Consider the following 19,866-nt stretch of genomic DNA (forward strand, 5'->3'; position numbering starts at 1 on the left):
TTTTTTGCGGTCTCACATTTATGCGGATTTTCTTTTCAAAGCGGGTCTCGTTAAAGAGAATACAGCTAACGCGACAGCGATAATGACAATCAAACCGCCGCACCAGGCTGTTGCTGTGACTGAACCGGTTTGTCCGATCACGCCGCCGCCGATGGCTGACCCGAGCGCGATGCCGATCTGCAAAGCGGACGTGTTGAAGCTTTGCTGAATATCGGAAGACTCAGGCGCAATTTTGATTAAATAGCTTTGCTGCGCCGGCGCAAGGCTCCAGCTGAGCAATCCCCAGATCACCATCGCAGGCAGGAAAATGATTATAGAAACCGTTGTCAGCGGAAGAATAAACAGGATCAGAGCGAAAGAAACGGTCACAAGCATGATGCTTTTAAATGCTCCTAAACGGTCATACAGCCAGCCTCCGAACGGGCCGCCGCATACCGCTGACAGACCGAACAAAAAGTAGCATACACTGACCCAAACGGAACTCAAATGAAGCGTTCTTTCCAAAAAAGGCGCAAAGTAGGCATAGAGTGTGTAATGCCCCGCCAATGTAAACAAGGTGACAAGATGTGCGCTGGCAATTTTGGCGGTCCCGATCGTCTTGATCTGCTCACGAAACGGAATCATTTTTTCAGCAGGTATTTTTTCGAAAAAGACGCTGATGATCAGCATGGAAACGAGAGATAATACGCCGATTCCCAAGAACAGAACGCGCCATCCGAAGGCATTGCTGATGATAATGCCGACAGGCACGCCTAAAGCGATTGCGGAGCTGAACCCCATGAAAATGATGCCGATCGCCCGCGCTCTGTATTCAGGCGCCACGATTTTAGGAGCAATCGTTAAAGAAAGGACGACAATCAGCCCTGTGCTCATGGAAGCGAGCACCCGTGACACCATAAGTACGGCAAAATTGGGACTGAAATAAGCCACCAGATTACTTAGGAAGAAAATAAACAGTGCGATTAAATAAAGCCGCTTTCGTTCAGCCTTTGCCGTCACCGCCAAAAGCAGCGGGCCGGATACCGCGTAACCGAGCGCAAACACGCTGATCAGCTGCCCCGCGCTGACGATAGATATATCTAAGTCGGAAGCGATTTGCGGAAGAATACCGCCCACAATTAATTCAACCAATCCGACTGCGATGGTAGATGCTGCAAGCAGAAATACTTTGAAATTCATGTACAGATACTCCTTTTTTTATTTTTTAGAAAATAAAAAATCCTGATTACAAAAAGTGTACGGGACAATTTTTGTAATCAGGATTTTACGGTTCCTGGTAGACACCCTCAAACCATATCATTGAGGTTATACAATGTATGCAATATTCGGTTGTGTCCGTTTCTGCAAAAAATTCTACCATAATAGTGAGGGAGATTCCATAGAAAATTCAAGGAAATCCTTTCATTTTCAATATCGGCGGCTGTAACGTCATTGATGAAGCCGGGAAAAAAATTTATGATAACCGTAAGGAGTCTATACAGATCAAACATTATACAGCCGGAGGAAACCGATGAATAAGTACGAAAAAATCGCCAACGAAATGAGAAAGAGGATTAAAAGCAGTGTATATGACATAGATCAGCCGATCCCGGATGAAAAGACGCTCGCTGCGGAGTTCGGGTGCAGCCGGATGACAATGAAGCGGGCGCTTGATACACTTGCGGCTGAAGGGATGCTTTTCAGAAAAAGAGGGCACGGCACGTTTATCATTCAATCAGCCATGCAGGATGAGCACGTTCACGTAGTCAGCAACGAAATTCTCGGCTTGAGCAATTTGTTAAAAGGAAAAAATATCAAGAGCAAGGTCATCCGGTTTGAAGTGCAGTTTCCGTCTCAAGATGTCGCCGCACATTTGGCCATCGATGAAAAGACTCCCGTCTATTATGTAGTAAGGCTCAGAATTGTTGAAGGCGAACCGTACGTTCTTGAAAAAACGTACATGCCGGCGAGCCTTATACCCGGCATTAATGACGAGGTGCTCAACCATTCCATCTACGATCATATTACGCGGGAACTCCAGCTCAAAATCGCAGGCTCACACAGAAAAATCAGAGCGTGCAAGTCGGATGATATGGATCAGCAATATCTCGGCTGCCGGCCGGATGACCCGATACTTGAAGTCGAGCATGTAGGCTTTTTGGACAACGGCACTCCCTTTGAATATTCATTTTCCCGCCACCGTCATGACAAGTTTGTCGTGACCTCAGTCAATATAAAACGTTCATAAAAGCGCCGAAGAGTGAGAGAAAAACTCACTCTTTTTTTGTTGCCGCTGATTTACATCTTCGCTTCTTTTATGTTATATTACCCAATGATAGAATCATCCTACAAATTTCAGAGGTGTTTTGATGGAGATATCCAAAACAAGCAGACTGTCGCTCGTAGAACAAGTGGTGACGCAAATTGAATCGTTAATTCAATCGGATAAATGGCCGGTCGGGACGCGCATTCCCCCTGAGCTGGATTTAATGAAGCAATTTGATGTGAGCCGAAACACATTGCGTGAGGCCATTCGGGCGCTCGTACATGCCGGCCTGCTTCAGACAAGGCAGGGGAGCGGTACGTATGTCAGCTCATCCAGTGTTCTCGGCGCGGCATTTTACCGCCATATTAAAAAATCAAATTTGCTTGAAACATTAGAAGTCAGATACGCACTCGAACGAGAAGCTGCGCGATTGGCGGCGGAAAGGCGTAATGACGAAGACCTGAAAGCACTGAAGGTGTGCTTGGATGAATGTGAAGCGGCCTTGCAAAATGAAGATCGAAAACGGTATGCCGAGGCTGACATTAAACTGCACAAAACCATTGTACAGGCGGCCCATAACAACATGCTTTCTGATCTTTACGAGCATATGACGGAGGCGCTTTGTGCGTCAGTCCATAACCTGTTGGAAATCACCCCTGCTATACGGATCCACACCCAGCTTGCCGCCGCGATTATCGGACAGAAACCGGATCAGGCCATGGAGGCCGTCAACCAATACATCACAGTATTTAAAGATACAATACACATGGAGGATGAACATGAAAATTAAAGACGAACATCAAATTCTGCAAGCAAGTCAGCGTAAAAAACTGATATTGCTGGTCATCGGAGTCATATTGATAGGGGCCAACCTCAGAGCGCCTCTGACATCGGTCGGGCCGCTCGTTTCCTCAATTCGGGACAGCCTCGGCATGACCAATGCGGCTGCCGGCACCATTACGACAGTGCCGCTTTTGGCATTTGCATGTCTGTCACCGTTTGTTCCTTTATTGTCCCGGCGCTTCGGTACCGAGATTGTCTTACTGTCATCATTAATTGTCCTGACAGCCGGAACTCTGCTGCGCTCCATCGCCGGAATCGGCACTCTCTTTTTCGGAACGATTCTGTTGGGATTGTCGATCGCCGTATGCAACGTCCTGCTGCCGAGTCTCATTAAACATAAGTTTCCCGGAAATTTAGGCATCATGACCGGCGTCTACTCGGTTTCTATGAATCTGTGCGGCGCGATTGCATCCGGCATCAGCGTGCCGATCGCCTCTTCAGCGGGGTTAGGCTGGAAAGGCGCGCTCGGCTGCTGGGCTATCCTTTCTTTCATTGCGTTTGTCATGTGGATTCCGCAAATGCGAGGACGCGAACTGCCCGTCCGCACGACTGGGACAAACGGAGAGAAGAAAAGCAGTCTGCTGCGGTCTCCGCTTGCTTGGAAGGTGACGATGTTCATGGGGCTGCAATCCCTTATTTTTTACACCGTCATCGCTTGGCTGCCGGAAATTCTTCAGCAGAATGGTCTCAGCTCAAGTAAGGCGGGATGGATGCTTTCATTAATGCAATTCTCAGTCCTGCCGATTACTTTTATCGTGCCGATCGCTGCCGCTAAAATGAAAAATCAGCGCGCACTCGCCGGACTGACGGCTTTATTTTTCCTTATCGGCATTGCCGGCGTTCTTTTCGGAAGCCCGGCTCTCACTCCGCTATGGGTCATTTTGATCGGAATTGCGGGAGGATGTGCGTTCAGCTTGGCGATGATGTTCTTCAGCCTGCGGACACGGCATGTTCATGAAGCCGCGGCGCTTTCCGGCATGGCTCAGTCATTCGGATACCTGCTTGCCGCGTTCGGGCCGCTCGTATTCGGTTTGCTGCATGACATCACGCACGGCTGGACGGTTCCGTTATTCATGCTGATCGCAGTCTCCGTTCTGATATTTATTTTCGGAGTCGGAGCGGGAAAAGCGGAACAGATCAAAACAGCATAAAAAAACAAAGGGCCCGTTTAGGGTCCTTTGTTTTTTATTTGAAAAGCTGTCTCAGGCCGTCACGCTGTCAGTTTTAAGCCGATGACACCGATGAGGATAAGCCCCAGAGACACCAATTGTGACAGATTGAATTTTTCTTTAAACCAAAGTATGCCCACGGCCGAAACGCCGATGCTTCCCATGCCGGTCCAAGCCGCATACGCGACACCTGTGGGAAGAACCTGCATCGCTCCGGAAAGGCAAAAGAATGAAAGCATAAAGCCTGTTACCATGACAATCAGCGGCCACTTTTTTTTAAAACCGTCAATATGTTTCATGGCAACGGCCGCTACAACTTCCTCCGCTCCGGCAATAAATAACAGCAGCCATGCCATTAATGTTCACCCCTTGTTTCAGTTTCTTTCGTAAATACCTTCATTCCTAAAATGCCGGACAACAGCAAAGCCAAAAAGAATATTTGCCCGATTGAAAACGATTCACCTAAAATGACGCCCGTTACATATGTGCCGACGGTGCCTATTCCGACAAAAACGGTATATGCGGCAGCCATCGGAATTTTTTTATAAGAGCGGATCAGCATCAGAAAGCTGACGGCAATCAGAAGGAAAATACCAATCCAATCAAAGAGCGAATCCGCATGCTTCAGGGCGGACGCCCAAACTACTTCTAACAGTCCGGCTATCAATACAAGCAGCCAATACATGATACAGTCACCTCAGTTATGAATGAATGTCAGTCATTTTTACGGCGGTCAAAAATGATCGGTCTCCGCCAATCATTTCTGCAAGCTTCTTTTGAGAAAGCTGAATATTTCTTTTTTATATACTTCGAGATCGACATCCTGTTCACAGCCGATATAAAACCGTTCAGCCGCGTTCTCGACAACGTTGATAATCGTTCTGGCCGTCCATCTGACATGAATGCCGCTGTGGACCTCACCCTGTTCAATGGCCGTATTGATCACGCCTTCCAGCCAGGAATAATAAGGCTGATAAATGGCTTCCCATTTCTCCATTGAATGATCGATGGCAAGACCGGAATAACAGAGAACGATAATATCTTTATGAAGCCGGGTGATGTGAAATGTCTCATCTACCAAAATGTCCAGCAACGTCCAAAAATCTTCAGAACCGTCCGCTTTCCCTTTTATTCTGTCCAGCGTAGTGTCGAGCAGGTTTTCTGCAATCGCGGATATCAGTGCGTTTTTAGAAGAAAAATATAAGTAAAACGTACCTTGGGCCGTTCCGGCTTTTTTGACGATTTCTGAAATGGATGCTTTGTCTAATCCTTTTTCAGAAATGACTTCAATCGCGGCTTGCAGGATCTTTTCGTATTTTCCCGAGCTTTGTTTTGCCAATAGAGGGGTTCCTCCTTTTATGAATGACTGTCATTCATTTTATCGCATGTTCTCTTTTTTGTCATCCCTTAAAATAAAAATACCGGAAAGAAGACCATACTTCTTTCCGGCATTCGTCATTTATCACTGTCGATCATAGCCTTCGGCAGACCCGTATATTTTGCCCAGTAATAAATACCGAGCGAACCGATGGCGATCAGAATCAGGTCAAGCGGATTGCTGATAATGCCCAATCCGTGGCCGAACGAGCCGAGATAGGAGAAAATCAGCATCATGACATAAAAGCCGACGATCCACCATGCTGATTTCAGCTGCTGCCGTATGCTGACATCATCTTTGGGAGCATATTTACTGAAACAGAGATAGATCAGAAACATGACAATTTGAGAACCGAGAAGCCAGGATACGGTGCGCCATCCGGACCAATATACAATATAAGAGGTAAAAATAAACGACAGCGGCCCGATGATGCTCATCCCTTTTAAATAAAACGGTCTGTTAATATTCTTCGCGTTGACTCTCAGCGCCGCTGAAGAAATCGGCGCAATCGCATAAGACAGAATCAATGCGACGGAGCATACGTTGACAAGAGCGTTCCAAGAAGGGAAAGGAAGCGTCCAAAAAACAGCCAGACCGAACGAAAGCCAAAGGGAGGCGCGCGGTGTCCCGGTTTCTTTATTGACTTTAGAAAAAATGCTGAATAATGTTCCGTTTCTGGCCCAGGCATAGACGAGACGTGAAGTCGTATTCATAAAGATATTTCCGTTACCGCCCGGTGATAAAATCGCATCTAAAATGACCAATGTCGCCAGCCACCCCAAACCGAGCAAAACGGCGATATCTTTGAACGGAAGGGAGAATTCAGTCCCGATAGCCGGCCATCCGTGCTTCAGGGTATCCGCCGGGATCGCCCCTATAAAAGTGAGCTGCAGCACGGTGTAAATAATAGTAGACACGATAATACAGACAATCAATGCGATCGGAATGTTCCGCTTCGGGTTCTGCACTTCACTCGCGACAGCCACAATCGGATGCAGCCCAAGATATGCAAACATGACGCCGCCTGTGGAAATCGCGGCCTGAATTCCGGTGAAACCAAAAGGCGAGAATCCGTGAACGGTCATATTGCCCGGGTGAAAATGAAAAATCAGTACCACAATTACCGTAATCGGTACGACATATTTAAAAATCGAAATAATGAAGTTTGCTTTCGCAAAGGTTTTGACACTCCAGTAATTGAGGAGGAAGAACAGGCAGAGCAGCGCAAATTGCAATATCCACCCGGCAATTGTCGGAGAATCGGAGCCTTTTACGGTCAAACCGGGAAACCAATACGCCACGTATTGGCGGACTGCCGTGACTTCTATAGAAATAAGACTCGTGTATGCCACAATGGTGACAAAGGAAATTAAATATCCGACGAGGTGTCCGTGTGAATATACGGGATACCGGATAATTCCCCCGGTCCGCGGCAGCGCGGCGCCCAGTTCGGCATAAACCAAGCCGATCAATAAGATGATTCCCCCGCCGATCAGCCAGGAAAAAATGCCTGATGGGCCCGCTTTAGAGGCGACGTTACTGACGGCAAACAGCCATGCCGAACCGAATATGGCTCCCATGCCGATTAAAATAAGATCAAAAAGTGACATAGTTTTCTGGAAGTTTCCTTGCTTAGACATTCGCTGCCTCCTTAGAAAAGACATTGTTCTCTTTACATAATTCCCATTATCATTCAAACATACCCAGCCGGCCGGCTGGAAAATTAGGACAACTTTCGAAACGAAGTATGTACAGCAATGTGCTCACATTATAATAACGGCCGTATGGCAAGATCTCCCGGCTTATATTCCCCGTTTTAAACAAATTCAAACCTCATATTCAGAAAAACAAAAAACGCCCGAAACAGGCGTTTTTTGTTACAAGTTCATATCTTTCAGTCCGGGGCTGTGCTCATTCGGAAGCTCAGGAAGTTCCGGCACGGGGAAACCTTTAGGAGGCTCGGACACACTTAATTCGCCGCCGTTTCGGCTCGGCGTCGTTCCCTGCAGAATTTCTCCGATCCGTGTCGGATCCAGTCTGAAATTAAATTGAGTATTATGATAACCCATCTCAACGAATTTCCGGCATTCCGGGTATTTTTCAATATCATAATTCGGCACGGGAAATAATTTGCCCCATTCGACACCCAGTGTTTCCAACGCTTTTGTAAATGCATTTTGATGGGCGTTGTCACGGACAATCAGAAAACCGAGTGTTTCTCTGAACGTCTGATTTGAACTCATTTCATAAATGCGTGTCTTTTGCAGCACGCCGGTTGATTCCAGCACGACATTGTCCAATAAATCGGAAATCAGATTCCCGTGGTTGTATACCCAAGAACCGTTCCATGGATTGCCGCCGGCGTCTACAGGAAGAGAACTTTGCGCTCCGATGATAAAATGGTGCGGATTGGCGTGTTTAACTGCTTCGTCAAGCGGCGCCTGATCTGCCGCCTGATTTCCGGGGCCCTCAGCGCCGCTTTCGTCGAGCAGCGCATTGATCGTATGCTGGACAAGCTCAACGTGTGCGATCTCTTCTAAAAATACACCGCGAAGCAGGTCACGGAACTGTTTTTCTTTTCCTCTGAAATTAGAGCTTTGGAAAAAGTATTGCATCATCGTCCGCATTTCTCCGTAGTGCCCGCCTAAAATTTCCTGAAGCACCTTGGCCGCGGCCGGGTCCGGCTTGTCCGGTTTAATGATATTGATCAGCTCTTCTTTGTAATAATACATAAACAGCGCCCCCTGAAAGAAGTTTTCGGTTCTTCTGTTAGTGTCTTTGCAAAGTCAGTTTTTATGTATCGGCATCAAAAAAAGGACGGAAAGCGTGTCCGTCCTTTTGTGTTAAGCCTCAACCGCTCCGCGAAGTTTCGTGTTGACAAGCCCGTTCCATCCTTGATCCATCGTACTGTGAATCTCGGAGCTTTTCCGATTGACTTTATTGATGACGGCTTCCGGCTCTTTCCATCCGCCGTGAATGAGAGTGAATTCCGTATCTCCGCTTTCCGTTTCCTTTAAGACAAAAGAAACGATCCAGCCTTCCGTATCCCACGAAAAAGAAAGGCGGTACGGCGCTTCAATATCCAGCAGCTTGCACGGAGACGGACCGAACGGAGATTCCAGCTGAAACTCACTGTCTTCTTGAGGTGTGAAATCATTCGGCATAAACCAGAGAGACAGGCCGTCCGCAGTGGAGACCGTATCCCAGACAACTTGTATCGGCGCCTTGAAAACGGCGGTATGAATAATGTCCGGTAATGGCTGATTGCTGCTGTTGTTGTTTTTGTTATCTTTGTTTTGTTTATCAGACATGATGCGTAACCACTCTTTCGCTGTTTTTACTTTTGATCATACTACACGGGGCAGGACATTTGAAAACAAATCAAACTTATTTTATGCTTTTCCAAAGCCATTCAATTCATTTTAAGGAGACGTAGTAATGACAGATCAATTTAAAGCGTTAGTAGTCGATCAACGTGAAGACCGGTTTTCAGTCAGCGTACGGGAGCTGGCGGTTCAGGACCTTCCCGAGGGTGAAGTGCTGATTAAGGTTTGCTACTCAGGGGTGAATTATAAAGACAGCTTGGCTGCCATTCCTGACGGCAAGATCGTAACGTCGTACCCTTTCGTCCCGGGAATTGATTTAGCGGGAATCGTCGTTTCCTCAGATGACGCCCGTTTCAAAGAGGGGGATAAAGTCATTGCGACAAGCTACGGCATAGGTGTTTCCCGCTTTGGCGGTTATAGCGGGATGGCCCGCATTCCGGCAGATTGGATCGTGCCGCTGCCTGAAGGTCTGACACTTAAAGAAGCCATGACGATCGGAACCGCCGGCTTCACTGCCGCATTGTCCGTCCAGCGTCTTGAAGAAAACCATGCCGCTCCTGAAAAAGGGAAGGTGCTGGTGACAGGAGCGACAGGCGGCGTCGGAAGCTTTGCCGTCTCCATTCTTTCAACCTTAGGTTACGAGGTCGAGGCCAGTACGGGAAAAGAAGACGAAAGCGGCTATTTGAAGAGCCTCGGAGCAAAGACGGTCATTCACCGTGACGAAGTGTATAACGGCACGTTAAAACCAATGCAAAAACAAAAATGGGCAGCGGCCGTCGATCCGGTCGGAGGTGAGCCGCTTGCTTCAGTTCTCAGTCAGATTCAGTACGGCGGATCAGTTGCTGTGAGCGGACTGACAGCGGGAACGAAACTCCCGGCTACAGTCTTTCCGTTTATATTGCGCGGCGTCAGTCTCTTGGGAATCGATTCCGTATTCTGTCCGATGGAGACAAGAAAGAAAACATGGCAGCGTTTAGCTGATGACTTCAAGCCTGCAGATCTGGAGGCCTTTATTCAAAAGGAAATTACACTTGAAGAGCTGCCGGATACGCTTCCTGCTCTTTTAAAAGGAGAAGCGAGAGGAAGAACGATCGTTACAATAAACGAAGAATAAATCAAAAACCCCCCAATCAGCAGTTGGGGGTTTTCAATATATAATCAATTATTTATTGAGAAGAGATTAACTATTGAGTATATCGTGGAAATGAGCCGATTAAAAACACAAATTGGTTATATATAGGTAATATAAAGGTAATTTATAAAATTTTCTGAAATATTTATTGACTGAAAGCGCTTTTAAAATTATGATAATAACATAAATGCCAATAATATCATTATAACTTCACTACAAAGTAACTATAAAATAACAATTTGACGAGAGGGGAGAGCGGATAATCACTATAAATGATAACGCTTTCGGATTATTTTCTTCTTATATAACTGTTTTGGACGGTCAGAACTTGTATGCAGACGTTATAGGTGCAAATATTGATAACTGAATATTCCGATATTATCTCTATGTAAAAACTAGGAGGATTTGAAGATGAATAAAAATAGCAGCCAGCATTCATTTTTGAGAACCATCATTTTAGTATCGACGTTCGGGGGTCTGCTTTTCGGCTACGATACAGGTGTAATTAATGGGGCGCTGCCGTTTATGGCGGAAGCTGACCAGCTTAATCTTACCGCTTTGACTGAAGGGATGGTGGCGAGCTCCCTGCTCTTGGGGGCTGCGATCGGAGCAGTTTTCGGAGGGAGATTGTCGGACTATAACGGCAGACGTAAAAATATCCTTATCCTTGCCGTTTTGTTCTTTGCAGCGACGCTTGGATGTACACTGGCGCCTAACGTATCTGTTATGGTCATCTCCCGTTTTCTGCTGGGGCTTGCCGTCGGGGGAGCATCCGTAACCGTTCCGGCGTATTTGGCTGAAATGTCGCCGGCGGAAAGCCGAGGGAGAATGGTTACCCAAAATGAATTGATGATTGTAACAGGCCAGCTGCTTGCCTTCACGTGTAATGCTATTATCGGCAATGTGCTTGGTGATACCTCTCACGCCTGGCGTTATATGCTCGTTATCGCGGCTCTTCCTGCGGTATTCTTGTTTTTCGGTATGCTGAAAGTTCCTGAAAGTCCGCGCTGGCTGGTTTCTAAAGGAAGAAAAGAAGATGCTCTGCGCGTTCTCCGGCGAATAAGGAATGAAGAGAAAGCGAAGTCTGAGCTCGCTGAGATTGAATCTGCCTTTCATAAGGAAGCTGAGATGGAGCAGGCCGCCTTTAAGGATCTTGCCGTTCCGTGGGTGCGCCGCATTGTGTTTGTCGGGATCGGAATTGCGGTAGTGCAGCAGCTCACCGGCGTGAATTCAATTATGTATTATGGAACTCAAATTTTAAAAGATGCCGGTTTCGAGACAAAAGCCGCATTAATCGGCAATATCGCTAACGGTGTGATTTCGGTGCTCGCGACTTTTGTAGGAATATGGCTTCTCGGCAAAGTCGGCCGCCGCCCGATGCTGATGACGGGGCTGATCGGAACGACTGCGGTGCTGCTTTTGATCGGAGTTCTGTCTGTCGTGCTGAAAGGATCGCCCGCTCTTCCTTATGTGGTTCTTTCATTAACAGTCACTTTCCTTGCGTTTCAGCAGGGGGCTGTCTCTCCGGTGACCTGGCTGATGCTGTCGGAGATATTCCCGCTTCGATTGCGGGGACTTGGTATGGGGGTCACTGTCTTCTGCCTCTGGATCGTGAACTTCCTTGTGGGTTTCACTTTTCCGGTCCTGCTCGCAAACATCGGATTGTCTGCAACCTTCTTCATTTTTGTCTTGTTAGGGATAGCGTCCGTTATATTTGTGAAAAGGTTCCTTCCGGAAACGAAAGGTCTGTCGCTCGAACAGCTTGAACAAAACTTCCGTGCTTATGAAAAAACAGATCGTAATAGCGCGGAAGCCAAGGTGAGCGGGTAATCTGAATAGACGCGGGGTTCCTGGGAATCCTGCTTTTTTATTTATTACATAGAAGGGAATAATAAGTGAGAAAAAAGTTTCGTAAAAGTGTTGACCTAATTTAAAGTGCATGGTATATTATTAGACGTCGCTGATGAACAAAGCGATAACGACAAATGAGAAAATGATCTTTTGAAAAAAGACTTTACAAATTCTCGAAAGCGTGTATAATAAATGAGGTCGAGAAAAAGACTTTGAAAAGAAATAAAAAAACACTTGACATCATAACTGATTGGTAGTATGATAGTTAAGTCGCCTGATAAGCGCCCGTAGCTCAATTGGATAGAGCGTTTGACTACGGATCAAAAGGTTAGGGGTTCGACTCCTCTCGGGCGCGCCAATTCAAACGCGGGTGTAGTTTAGTGGTAAAACCTCAGCCTTCCAAGCTGATGTCGTGAGTTCGATTCTCATCACCCGCTCCATTATAATGATCTTTGAAAACTAAACAAGACAAAACGTACCTGTTAATTCAAAGTTTTAAATAAATCGCACAGCGATGTGCGTAGTCAGTCAAACACTTTATCGGAGAGTTTGATCCTGGCTCAGGACGAACGCTGGCGGCGTGCCTAATACATGCAAGTCGAGCGGACAGATGGGAGCTTGCTCCCTGATGTTAGCGGCGGACGGGTGAGTAACACGTGGGTAACCTGCCTGTAAGACTGGGATAACTCCGGGAAACCGGGGCTAATACCGGATGGTTGTTTGAACCGCATGGTTCAGACATAAAAGGTGGCTTCGGCTACCACTTACAGATGGACCCGCGGCGCATTAGCTAGTTGGTGAGGTAACGGCTCACCAAGGCGACGATGCGTAGCCGACCTGAGAGGGTGATCGGCCACACTGGGACTGAGACACGGCCCAGACTCCTACGGGAGGCAGCAGTAGGGAATCTTCCGCAATGGACGAAAGTCTGACGGAGCAACGCCGCGTGAGTGATGAAGGTTTTCGGATCGTAAAGCTCTGTTGTTAGGGAAGAACAAGTGCCGTTCAAATAGGGCGGCACCTTGACGGTACCTAACCAGAAAGCCACGGCTAACTACGTGCCAGCAGCCGCGGTAATACGTAGGTGGCAAGCGTTGTCCGGAATTATTGGGCGTAAAGGGCTCGCAGGCGGTTTCTTAAGTCTGATGTGAAAGCCCCCGGCTCAACCGGGGAGGGTCATTGGAAACTGGGGAACTTGAGTGCAGAAGAGGAGAGTGGAATTCCACGTGTAGCGGTGAAATGCGTAGAGATGTGGAGGAACACCAGTGGCGAAGGCGACTCTCTGGTCTGTAACTGACGCTGAGGAGCGAAAGCGTGGGGAGCGAACAGGATTAGATACCCTGGTAGTCCACGCCGTAAACGATGAGTGCTAAGTGTTAGGGGGTTTCCGCCCCTTAGTGCTGCAGCTAACGCATTAAGCACTCCGCCTGGGGAGTACGGTCGCAAGACTGAAACTCAAAGGAATTGACGGGGGCCCGCACAAGCGGTGGAGCATGTGGTTTAATTCGAAGCAACGCGAAGAACCTTACCAGGTCTTGACATCCTCTGACAATCCTAGAGATAGGACGTCCCCTTCGGGGGCAGAGTGACAGGTGGTGCATGGTTGTCGTCAGCTCGTGTCGTGAGATGTTGGGTTAAGTCCCGCAACGAGCGCAACCCTTGATCTTAGTTGCCAGCATTCAGTTGGGCACTCTAAGGTGACTGCCGGTGACAAACCGGAGGAAGGTGGGGATGACGTCAAATCATCATGCCCCTTATGACCTGGGCTACACACGTGCTACAATGGACAGAACAAAGGGCAGCGAAACCGCGAGGTTAAGCCAATCCCACAAATCTGTTCTCAGTTCGGATCGCAGTCTGCAACTCGACTGCGTGAAGCTGGAATCGCTAGTAATCGCGGATCAGCATGCCGCGGTGAATACGTTCCCGGGCCTTGTACACACCGCCCGTCACACCACGAGAGTTTGTAACACCCGAAGTCGGTGAGGTAACCTTTATGGAGCCAGCCGCCGAAGGTGGGACAGATGATTGGGGTGAAGTCGTAACAAGGTAGCCGTATCGGAAGGTGCGGCTGGATCACCTCCTTTCTAAGGATTTTAACGGAATATAAGACCTTGGGTCTTATAAACAGAACGTTCCCTGTCTTGTTTAGTTTTGAAGGATCATTCCTTCAAAACATAGGAACACCTGCTAAATGCGCCACTTCCTGTGGCAACGCATGTGTTAGCATGTCCTATGCGTTGTTCTTTGAAAACTAGATAACAGAAGTAATTCACATTCAATTAGTAATGCAAGATATCACGTAGTGATTCTTTTTAACGGTTAAGTTAGAAAGGGCGCACGGTGGATGCCTTGGCACTAGGAGCCGATGAAGGACGGGACGAACACCGATATGCTTCGGGGAGCTGTAAGCAAGCTTTGATCCGGAGATTTCCGAATGGGGAAACCCACCACTCGTAATGGAGTGGTATCCATATCTGAATACATAGGATATGAGAAGGCAGACCCGGGGAACTGAAACATCTAAGTACCCGGAGGAAGAGAAAGCAAATGCGATTCCCTGAGTAGCGGCGAGCGAAACGGGACCAGCCCAAACCAAGAGGCTTGCCTCTTGGGGTTGTAGGACACTCTGTACGGAGTTACAAAGGAACGAGGTAGATGAAGAGGTCTGGAAAGGCCCGCCATAGGAGGTAACAGCCCTGTAGTCAAAACTTCGTTCTCTCCTGAGTGGATCCTGAGTACGGCGGAACACGTGAAATTCCGTCGGAATCCGGGAGGACCATCTCCCAAGGCTAAATACTCCCTAGTGACCGATAGTGAACCAGTACCGTGAGGGAAAGGTGAAAAGCACCCCGGAAGGGGAGTGAAAGAGATCCTGAAACCGTGTGCCTACAAGTAGTCAGAGCCCGTTAACGGGTGATGGCGTGCCTTTTGTAGAATGAACCGGCGAGTTACGATCCCGTGCAAGGTTAAGCAGAAGATGCGGAGCCGCAGCGAAAGCGAGTCTGAATAGGGCGAATTGAGTACGTGGTCGTAGACCCGAAACCAGGTGATCTACCCATGTCCAGGGTGAAGTTCAGGTAACACTGAATGGAGGCCCGAACCCACGCACGTTGAAAAGTGCGGGGATGAGGTGTGGGTAGGGGTGAAATGCCAATCGAACCTGGAGATAGCTGGTTCTCTCCGAAATAGCTTTAGGGCTAGCCTCAAGGTAAGAGTCTCGGAGGTAGAGCACTGATTGGACTAGGGGCCCCTACCGGGTTACCGAATTCAGTCAAACTCCGAATGCCGATGACTTATCCTTGGGAGTCAGACTGCGAGTGATAAGATCCGTAGTCGAAAGGGAAACAGCCCAGACCGCCAGCTAAGGTCCCAAAGTATACGTTAAGTGGAAAAGGATGTGGAGTTGCTTAGACAACCAGGATGTTGGCTTAGAAGCAGCCACCATTTAAAGAGTGCGTAATAGCTCACTGGTCGAGTGACTCTGCGCCGAAAATGTACCGGGGCTAAACGTATCACCGAAGCTGCGGACTGTTCTTCGAACAGTGGTAGGAGAGCGTTCTAAGGGCTGTGAAGCAAGACCGGAAGGACTTGTGGAGCGCTTAGAAGTGAGAATGCCGGTATGAGTAGCGAAAGAGGGGTGAGAATCCCCTCCACCGAATGCCTAAGGTTTCCTGAGGAAGGCTCGTCCGCTCAGGGTTAGTCGGGACCTAAGCCGAGGCCGAAAGGCGTAGGCGATGGACAACAGGTTGATATTCCTGTACCACCTCCTCACCATTTGAGCAATGGGGGGACGCAGGAGGATAGGGTAAGCGCGGTATTGGATATCCGCGTCCAAGCAGTTAGGCTGGGAAATAGGCAAATCCGTTTCCCGTGAAGGCTGAGCTGTGATGGCGAGCGAATTATAGTAGCGAAGTTCCTGATTCCACACTGCCAAGAAAAGCCTCTAGCGAGGTGAGAGGTGCCCGTACCGCAAACCGACACAGGTAGGCGAGGAGAGAATCCTAAGGTGATCGAGAGAACTCTCGTTAAGGAACTCGGCAAAATGACCCCGTAACTTCGGGAGAAGGGGTGCTCTGTTAGGGTGCAAGCCCGAGAGAGCCGCAGTGAATAGGCCCAGGCGACTGTTTAGCAAAAACACAGGTCTCTGCGAAGCCGTAAGGCGAAGTATAGGGGCTGACGCCTGCCCGGTGCTGGAAGGTTAAGAGGAGCGCTTAGCGTAAGCGAAGGTGCGAATTGAAGCCCCAGTAAACGGCGGCCGTAACTATAACGGTCCTAAGGTAGCGAAATTCCTTGTCGGGTAAGTTCCGACCCGCACGAAAGGCGCAACGATCTGGGCACTGTCTCAACGAGAGACTCGGTGAAATTATAGTACCTGTGAAGATGCAGGTTACCCGCGACAGGACGGAAAGACCCCGTGGAGCTTTACTGCAGCCTGATATTGAATGTTGGTACAGCTTGTACAGGATAGGTAGGAGCCTTGGAAACCGGAGCGCCAGCTTCGGTGGAGGCATCGGTGGGATACTACCCTGGCTGTATTGACCTTCTAACCCGCCGCCCTTATCGGGCGGGGAGACAGTGTCAGGTGGGCAGTTTGACTGGGGCGGTCGCCTCCTAAAAGGTAACGGAGGCGCCCAAAGGTTCCCTCAGAATGGTTGGAAATCATTCGCAGAGTGTAAAGGCACAAGGGAGCTTGACTGCGAGACCTACAAGTCGAGCAGGGACGAAAGTCGGGCTTAGTGATCCGGTGGTTCCGCATGGAAGGGCCATCGCTCAACGGATAAAAGCTACCCCGGGGATAACAGGCTTATCTCCCCCAAGAGTCCACATCGACGGGGAGGTTTGGCACCTCGATGTCGGCTCATCGCATCCTGGGGCTGTAGTCGGTCCCAAGGGTTGGGCTGTTCGCCCATTAAAGCGGTACGCGAGCTGGGTTCAGAACGTCGTGAGACAGTTCGGTCCCTATCCGTCGCGGGCGCAGGAAATTTGAGAGGAGCTGTCCTTAGTACGAGAGGACCGGGATGGACGCACCGCTGGTGTACCAGTTGTTCTGCCAAGGGCATCGCTGGGTAGCTATGTGCGGACGGGATAAGTGCTGAAAGCATCTAAGCATGAAGCCCCCCTCAAGATGAGATTTCCCATTCCGCAAGGAAGTAAGATCCCTGAAAGATGATCAGGTTGATAGGTCTGAGGTGGAAGTGTGGCGACACATGGAGCTGACAGATACTAATCGATCGAGGACTTAACCAATTTGAATGTATGCTTACTGTTATCTAGTTTTGAGAGAACACTCTCAATGGTTTGGTGGCGATAGCGAAGAGGTCACACCCGTTCCCATGCCGAACACGGAAGTTAAGCTCTTCAGCGCCGATGGTAGTCGGGGGTTTCCCCCTGTGAGAGTAGGACGCCGCCAAGCTTTTCTAAAATTTTATCATCGCGGGGTGGAGCAGTTCGGTAGCTCGTCGGGCTCATAACCCGAAGGTCGCAGGTTCAAATCCTGCCCCCGCAACCAAAAAATAAATGGTCCGGTAGTTCAGTTGGTTAGAATGCCTGCCTGTCACGCAGGAGGTCGCGGGTTCGAGTCCCGTCCGGACCGCCATTTTTATTGTAAACGAAACGATCATGTTTTCGTTTTTTTTGTGTTTTCTTTTAATGCTGGCAGCTTGGTATCTAACCAAGCTTTCTTTTATATCGTTAAAGTCTTGGATATTGAAACATAATCCGATACACTAGAAAGAGCTGTATTTCACAAGAGCGTCAGAAAGGGAGACGGGAGATATATGGATGAGTTTGATTTGATTCACAGTATTACACCGCATTCGCATTATCATCCTTCCGTCGAGGTAGGGATCGGTGATGATGGTGCGGTTTATACAGCATCACCCCACATGCAGCAAATTGTCTGCCTTGATACAATGGTGGAGAATGTTCATTTTAAATTAGAGTATTCCTCTCCTCATGATATCGGTTATAAGGCGCTTGCTGTTAACATTAGTGACGTGGCGGCGATGGGAGGCATTCCGAAGTTTTATTTGGTGTCTCTAGCGGTTCCTTCTTGCTGGCAGAAAGCTGACGTCCAGGCAATGTATGAAGGAATGGCGGAACTGGCGAAACTATATCAAATGGATTTGATCGGGGGAGATACCGTCTCCGCTTCCGGTCAAGCTGTTATTACCGTTACTGTCATCGGAGAAGTTGAGAAGGATTGCGCTTGTCTGCGAAGCTCGGCAAGACCCGGAGATGTTGTGTTTGTTACAGGGGATATCGGTTCGTCCGCAGCAGGACTGTCTCTTTTATTGGGAGAAACACTCCCTTCTGCTTTTCATACGACTGATTATTTTATCCAAAAACATAAACGGCCCGTTCCGAGAGTTCAGGTCGGCCGCTTCTGCTCTCAGCTTCAGCGCGCGGCTCTGAATGATATCAGTGACGGATTGGCTAGTGAGCTGCATGAAATAGCTGCGGCAAGTTCAGTTACGATAGAAATTAAAGAACAACTTCTGCCGGTGCATCCGGATTTGCCTGAGGCAGATTCTGAGTGGAAGAAATGGGTGTTATTCGGCGGAGAAGATTTTGAATTGGTTGGAACGGTTTCTCAGCAAGAGTGGACCTCTCTGCTTGATTACTGCGCTCAATCGGGCATTCCGATTGCGAAGATAGGAGCGGTATCTGAACGGAAGGAAGCATGTGTTCTTTTGACAGCCAATGATCAGAGACAAATCGTCCTTGAGAAAAAAGGATACAATCATTTTAAATAAGACGGGTGACTCACTTTGAAGACATTACAATGGAGAACGAAAAACCCCGAAGAAACGAAAGCCGTAGCCAAGCTTGCCGCTTCTTTGGCAAAGCCGGGAGACATTTTGACACTGGAAGGCGACTTAGGCGCGGGAAAAACGACTTTTACAAAGGGTTTTGCCGAAGGACTGGGAATCACGAGAGTGGTAAACAGCCCGACTTTTACAATTATAAAAGAATACCATGACGGTTCGCTTCCTCTATATCATATGGATGTGTATCGTATGGAGGATGAAAGCGAAGACTTAGGGCTTGAAGAATATTTTGAGGGACAAGGCGTCTGTTTAATTGAATGGGCTCATTTAATTCAGGATCAGCTGCCTGCTGAACGGCTGCAGATCGTCATCACAAGAGCCGGTGATGAGGCAAGGGACATTACCTTTACGGCTTGCGGAACACGGTATGAAACGCTTTGTGAGGAGATAAATAAACATGACAATACTGGCAATTGATACGTCAAATTACACGTTGGGTGCCGCGCTCGTTCGTGACAAAACGGTGATGGCGGAGTATATTACATATTTAAAAAAGAATCATTCCGTGCGGGCCATGCCTGCTGTCAATTCATTGCTGAAGGATTGCGGCCTAACACCGCAGGACCTTACGAAAATAGCGGTGGCGAAAGGACCGGGTTCATACACAGGTGTCAGAATCGGTGTGACGCTGGCAAAAACATTGGCATGGTCGCTGAAGCTTCCGGTTTCCGCTGTCTCGAGTCTGGAGGTGCTGGCGGCTAACGGACGGCACTTTCAAGGACTGATCTGCCCGTTATTTGATGCCCGGCGCGGACAGGTATATACGGGGCTTTATGAATATCAGGACGGCCGATTACGATCCGTTATTCCTGATCAGAATGTCCTTTTGACTGATTGGCTCGGCATGCTGAAAGAAAAAGCGTCTCCGGTTTTATTTTTAGGGCACGATACAGCCATTCATGAAGAAACCATTCTTCATGAATTGACATCTCAAGCAGTGATTGGAACGGCTGCACAGCATAATCCGCGGCCGTCAGAGCTGGCGTTTTTAGGCTTGGAAAAAGAGGAAGCGGATGTCCACAGCCTTGTTCCGGATTATTTGCGTCTGGCAGAGGCTGAAGCGAAATGGATGGAATCTCAAAAATAGGG

The 19,866-nt window shown here is 48.4% G+C and carries 15 protein-coding genes, 4 tRNA genes, 3 rRNA genes and 1 riboswitch; of the genes, 15 read left to right on the forward strand and 7 right to left on the reverse strand.

Features of this window, described 5'->3' with window-relative positions; translation table 11 throughout:
• Positions 1-18: 18 nt before the first annotated feature.
• Positions 19-1,179 carry an MFS transporter gene (locus tag NYE68_RS03435; RefSeq protein WP_031378599.1) on the reverse strand — a complete coding sequence of 387 codons (1,161 nt, stop codon included), beginning with the start codon at positions 1,177-1,179 and terminating at the stop codon, positions 19-21.
• Positions 1,180-1,233: 54 nt separating this feature from the next.
• Positions 1,234-1,333: riboswitch (purine riboswitch) on the reverse strand.
• A gap of 177 nt (positions 1,334-1,510) precedes the next feature.
• On the opposite strand from NYE68_RS03435, the gene NYE68_RS03440 reads away from it, so the two are divergent.
• The 3 genes from NYE68_RS03440 (at position 1,511) to NYE68_RS03450 (ending at position 4,239) form a co-directional block, all read left to right on the forward strand.
• Complete coding sequence (locus tag NYE68_RS03440) at positions 1,511-2,227, forward strand: GntR family transcriptional regulator (protein ID WP_007409298.1); 717 nt, start codon at positions 1,511-1,513, stop codon at positions 2,225-2,227.
• Between the two features lie 121 nt (positions 2,228-2,348).
• Positions 2,349-3,035 carry a FadR/GntR family transcriptional regulator gene (locus NYE68_RS03445; RefSeq protein ID WP_031378597.1) on the forward strand — a complete coding sequence of 229 codons (687 nt, stop codon included), beginning with the start codon at positions 2,349-2,351 and terminating at the stop codon, positions 3,033-3,035.
• Positions 3,025-4,239: an MFS transporter gene (locus tag NYE68_RS03450; RefSeq protein ID WP_012116961.1), complete on the forward strand. Its 1,215-nt coding sequence runs from the start codon at positions 3,025-3,027 to the stop codon at positions 4,237-4,239. Before NYE68_RS03445 ends, NYE68_RS03450 begins: the two co-directional genes overlap by 11 nt.
• A 59-nt stretch (positions 4,240-4,298) precedes the next feature.
• Here NYE68_RS03450 and NYE68_RS03455 read toward each other — a convergent pair whose 3' ends face one another.
• The 6 genes from NYE68_RS03455 to NYE68_RS03480 form a co-directional block, all read right to left on the reverse strand.
• On the reverse strand, positions 4,299-4,613 hold the full coding sequence (locus tag NYE68_RS03455; RefSeq protein WP_003156024.1) for a multidrug efflux SMR transporter: 315 nt from the start codon (positions 4,611-4,613) through the stop codon (positions 4,299-4,301).
• The gene (locus NYE68_RS03460; protein ID WP_003156023.1) at positions 4,613-4,942 is read right to left on the reverse strand and encodes a multidrug efflux SMR transporter; all 330 of its coding nucleotides are present in this window, start codon (positions 4,940-4,942) and stop codon (positions 4,613-4,615) included. The genes NYE68_RS03455 and NYE68_RS03460 overlap by 1 nt, the downstream gene beginning before the upstream one ends.
• A 72-nt stretch (positions 4,943-5,014) precedes the next feature.
• The gene (locus NYE68_RS03465) at positions 5,015-5,596 is read right to left on the reverse strand and encodes a TetR family transcriptional regulator (RefSeq protein WP_039252532.1); all 582 of its coding nucleotides are present in this window, start codon (positions 5,594-5,596) and stop codon (positions 5,015-5,017) included.
• 116 nt (positions 5,597-5,712) lie between these two features.
• On the reverse strand, positions 5,713-7,275 hold the full coding sequence (locus NYE68_RS03470; protein ID WP_324636085.1) for an APC family permease: 1,563 nt from the start codon (positions 7,273-7,275) through the stop codon (positions 5,713-5,715).
• A 237-nt stretch (positions 7,276-7,512) separates the two neighbouring features.
• Positions 7,513-8,367: a manganese catalase family protein gene (locus tag NYE68_RS03475; RefSeq protein WP_007409292.1), complete on the reverse strand. Its 855-nt coding sequence runs from the start codon at positions 8,365-8,367 to the stop codon at positions 7,513-7,515.
• Positions 8,368-8,478: 111 nt separating this feature from the next.
• The gene (locus NYE68_RS03480; protein ID WP_020955414.1) at positions 8,479-8,946 is read right to left on the reverse strand and encodes an SRPBCC domain-containing protein; all 468 of its coding nucleotides are present in this window, start codon (positions 8,944-8,946) and stop codon (positions 8,479-8,481) included.
• 127 nt (positions 8,947-9,073) lie between these two features.
• Between NYE68_RS03480 and NYE68_RS03485 the strand changes: the two genes are divergently transcribed.
• The 12 genes from NYE68_RS03485 to tsaB all read left to right on the forward strand — a co-directional run bounded on the left by NYE68_RS03485 (position 9,074) and on the right by tsaB (position 19,864).
• Positions 9,074-10,075 (forward strand): acryloyl-CoA reductase, encoded by a 1,002-nt coding sequence (locus NYE68_RS03485; protein ID WP_007409291.1) that lies wholly within the window; start codon positions 9,074-9,076, stop codon positions 10,073-10,075.
• A gap of 429 nt (positions 10,076-10,504) precedes the next feature.
• The gene (locus NYE68_RS03490; protein WP_324636084.1) at positions 10,505-11,923 is read left to right on the forward strand and encodes a sugar porter family MFS transporter; all 1,419 of its coding nucleotides are present in this window, start codon (positions 10,505-10,507) and stop codon (positions 11,921-11,923) included.
• Positions 11,924-12,225: 302 nt separating this feature from the next.
• A tRNA-Arg gene (locus NYE68_RS03495) sits at positions 12,226-12,302 on the forward strand.
• Positions 12,303-12,310: 8 nt separating this feature from the next.
• A tRNA-Gly gene (locus NYE68_RS03500) sits at positions 12,311-12,384 on the forward strand.
• A gap of 97 nt (positions 12,385-12,481) precedes the next feature.
• Positions 12,482-14,031: ribosomal RNA gene (locus NYE68_RS03505) — 16S ribosomal RNA — on the forward strand.
• 233 nt (positions 14,032-14,264) lie between these two features.
• A 23S ribosomal RNA gene (locus NYE68_RS03510) occupies positions 14,265-17,194 on the forward strand.
• Positions 17,195-17,244: 50 nt separating this feature from the next.
• Positions 17,245-17,360 (forward strand): 5S ribosomal RNA (gene rrf / locus NYE68_RS03515).
• Together the 16S, 23S and 5S rRNA genes with 4 tRNA genes alongside form the textbook arrangement of a ribosomal RNA operon.
• 19 nt (positions 17,361-17,379) lie before the next feature.
• A tRNA-Met gene (locus NYE68_RS03520) sits at positions 17,380-17,456 on the forward strand.
• A gap of 10 nt (positions 17,457-17,466) precedes the next feature.
• Positions 17,467-17,543, forward strand: a tRNA-Asp gene (locus NYE68_RS03525).
• A gap of 181 nt (positions 17,544-17,724) precedes the next feature.
• Entirely contained in the window at positions 17,725-18,702 is a 978-nt protein-coding gene (gene thiL / locus NYE68_RS03530) for a thiamine-phosphate kinase (protein ID WP_324636083.1), read from the forward strand.
• A gap of 15 nt (positions 18,703-18,717) precedes the next feature.
• Positions 18,718-19,194 carry a tRNA (adenosine(37)-N6)-threonylcarbamoyltransferase complex ATPase subunit type 1 TsaE gene (tsaE, locus tag NYE68_RS03535; RefSeq protein WP_007408853.1) on the forward strand — a complete coding sequence of 159 codons (477 nt, stop codon included), beginning with the start codon at positions 18,718-18,720 and terminating at the stop codon, positions 19,192-19,194.
• A complete protein-coding gene (tsaB, locus tag NYE68_RS03540) occupies positions 19,175-19,864 on the forward strand; it encodes a tRNA (adenosine(37)-N6)-threonylcarbamoyltransferase complex dimerization subunit type 1 TsaB (RefSeq protein ID WP_033574938.1) in 690 nt (229 codons plus the stop codon). Before tsaE ends, tsaB begins: the two co-directional genes overlap by 20 nt.
• Positions 19,865-19,866 lie beyond the last annotated feature (2 nt).

Origin of the sequence: Bacillus sp. FSL R5-0447 (assembly GCF_038606125.1) — a bacterium.
Lineage (GTDB): Bacteria > Bacillota > Bacilli > Bacillales > Bacillaceae > Bacillus > Bacillus velezensis.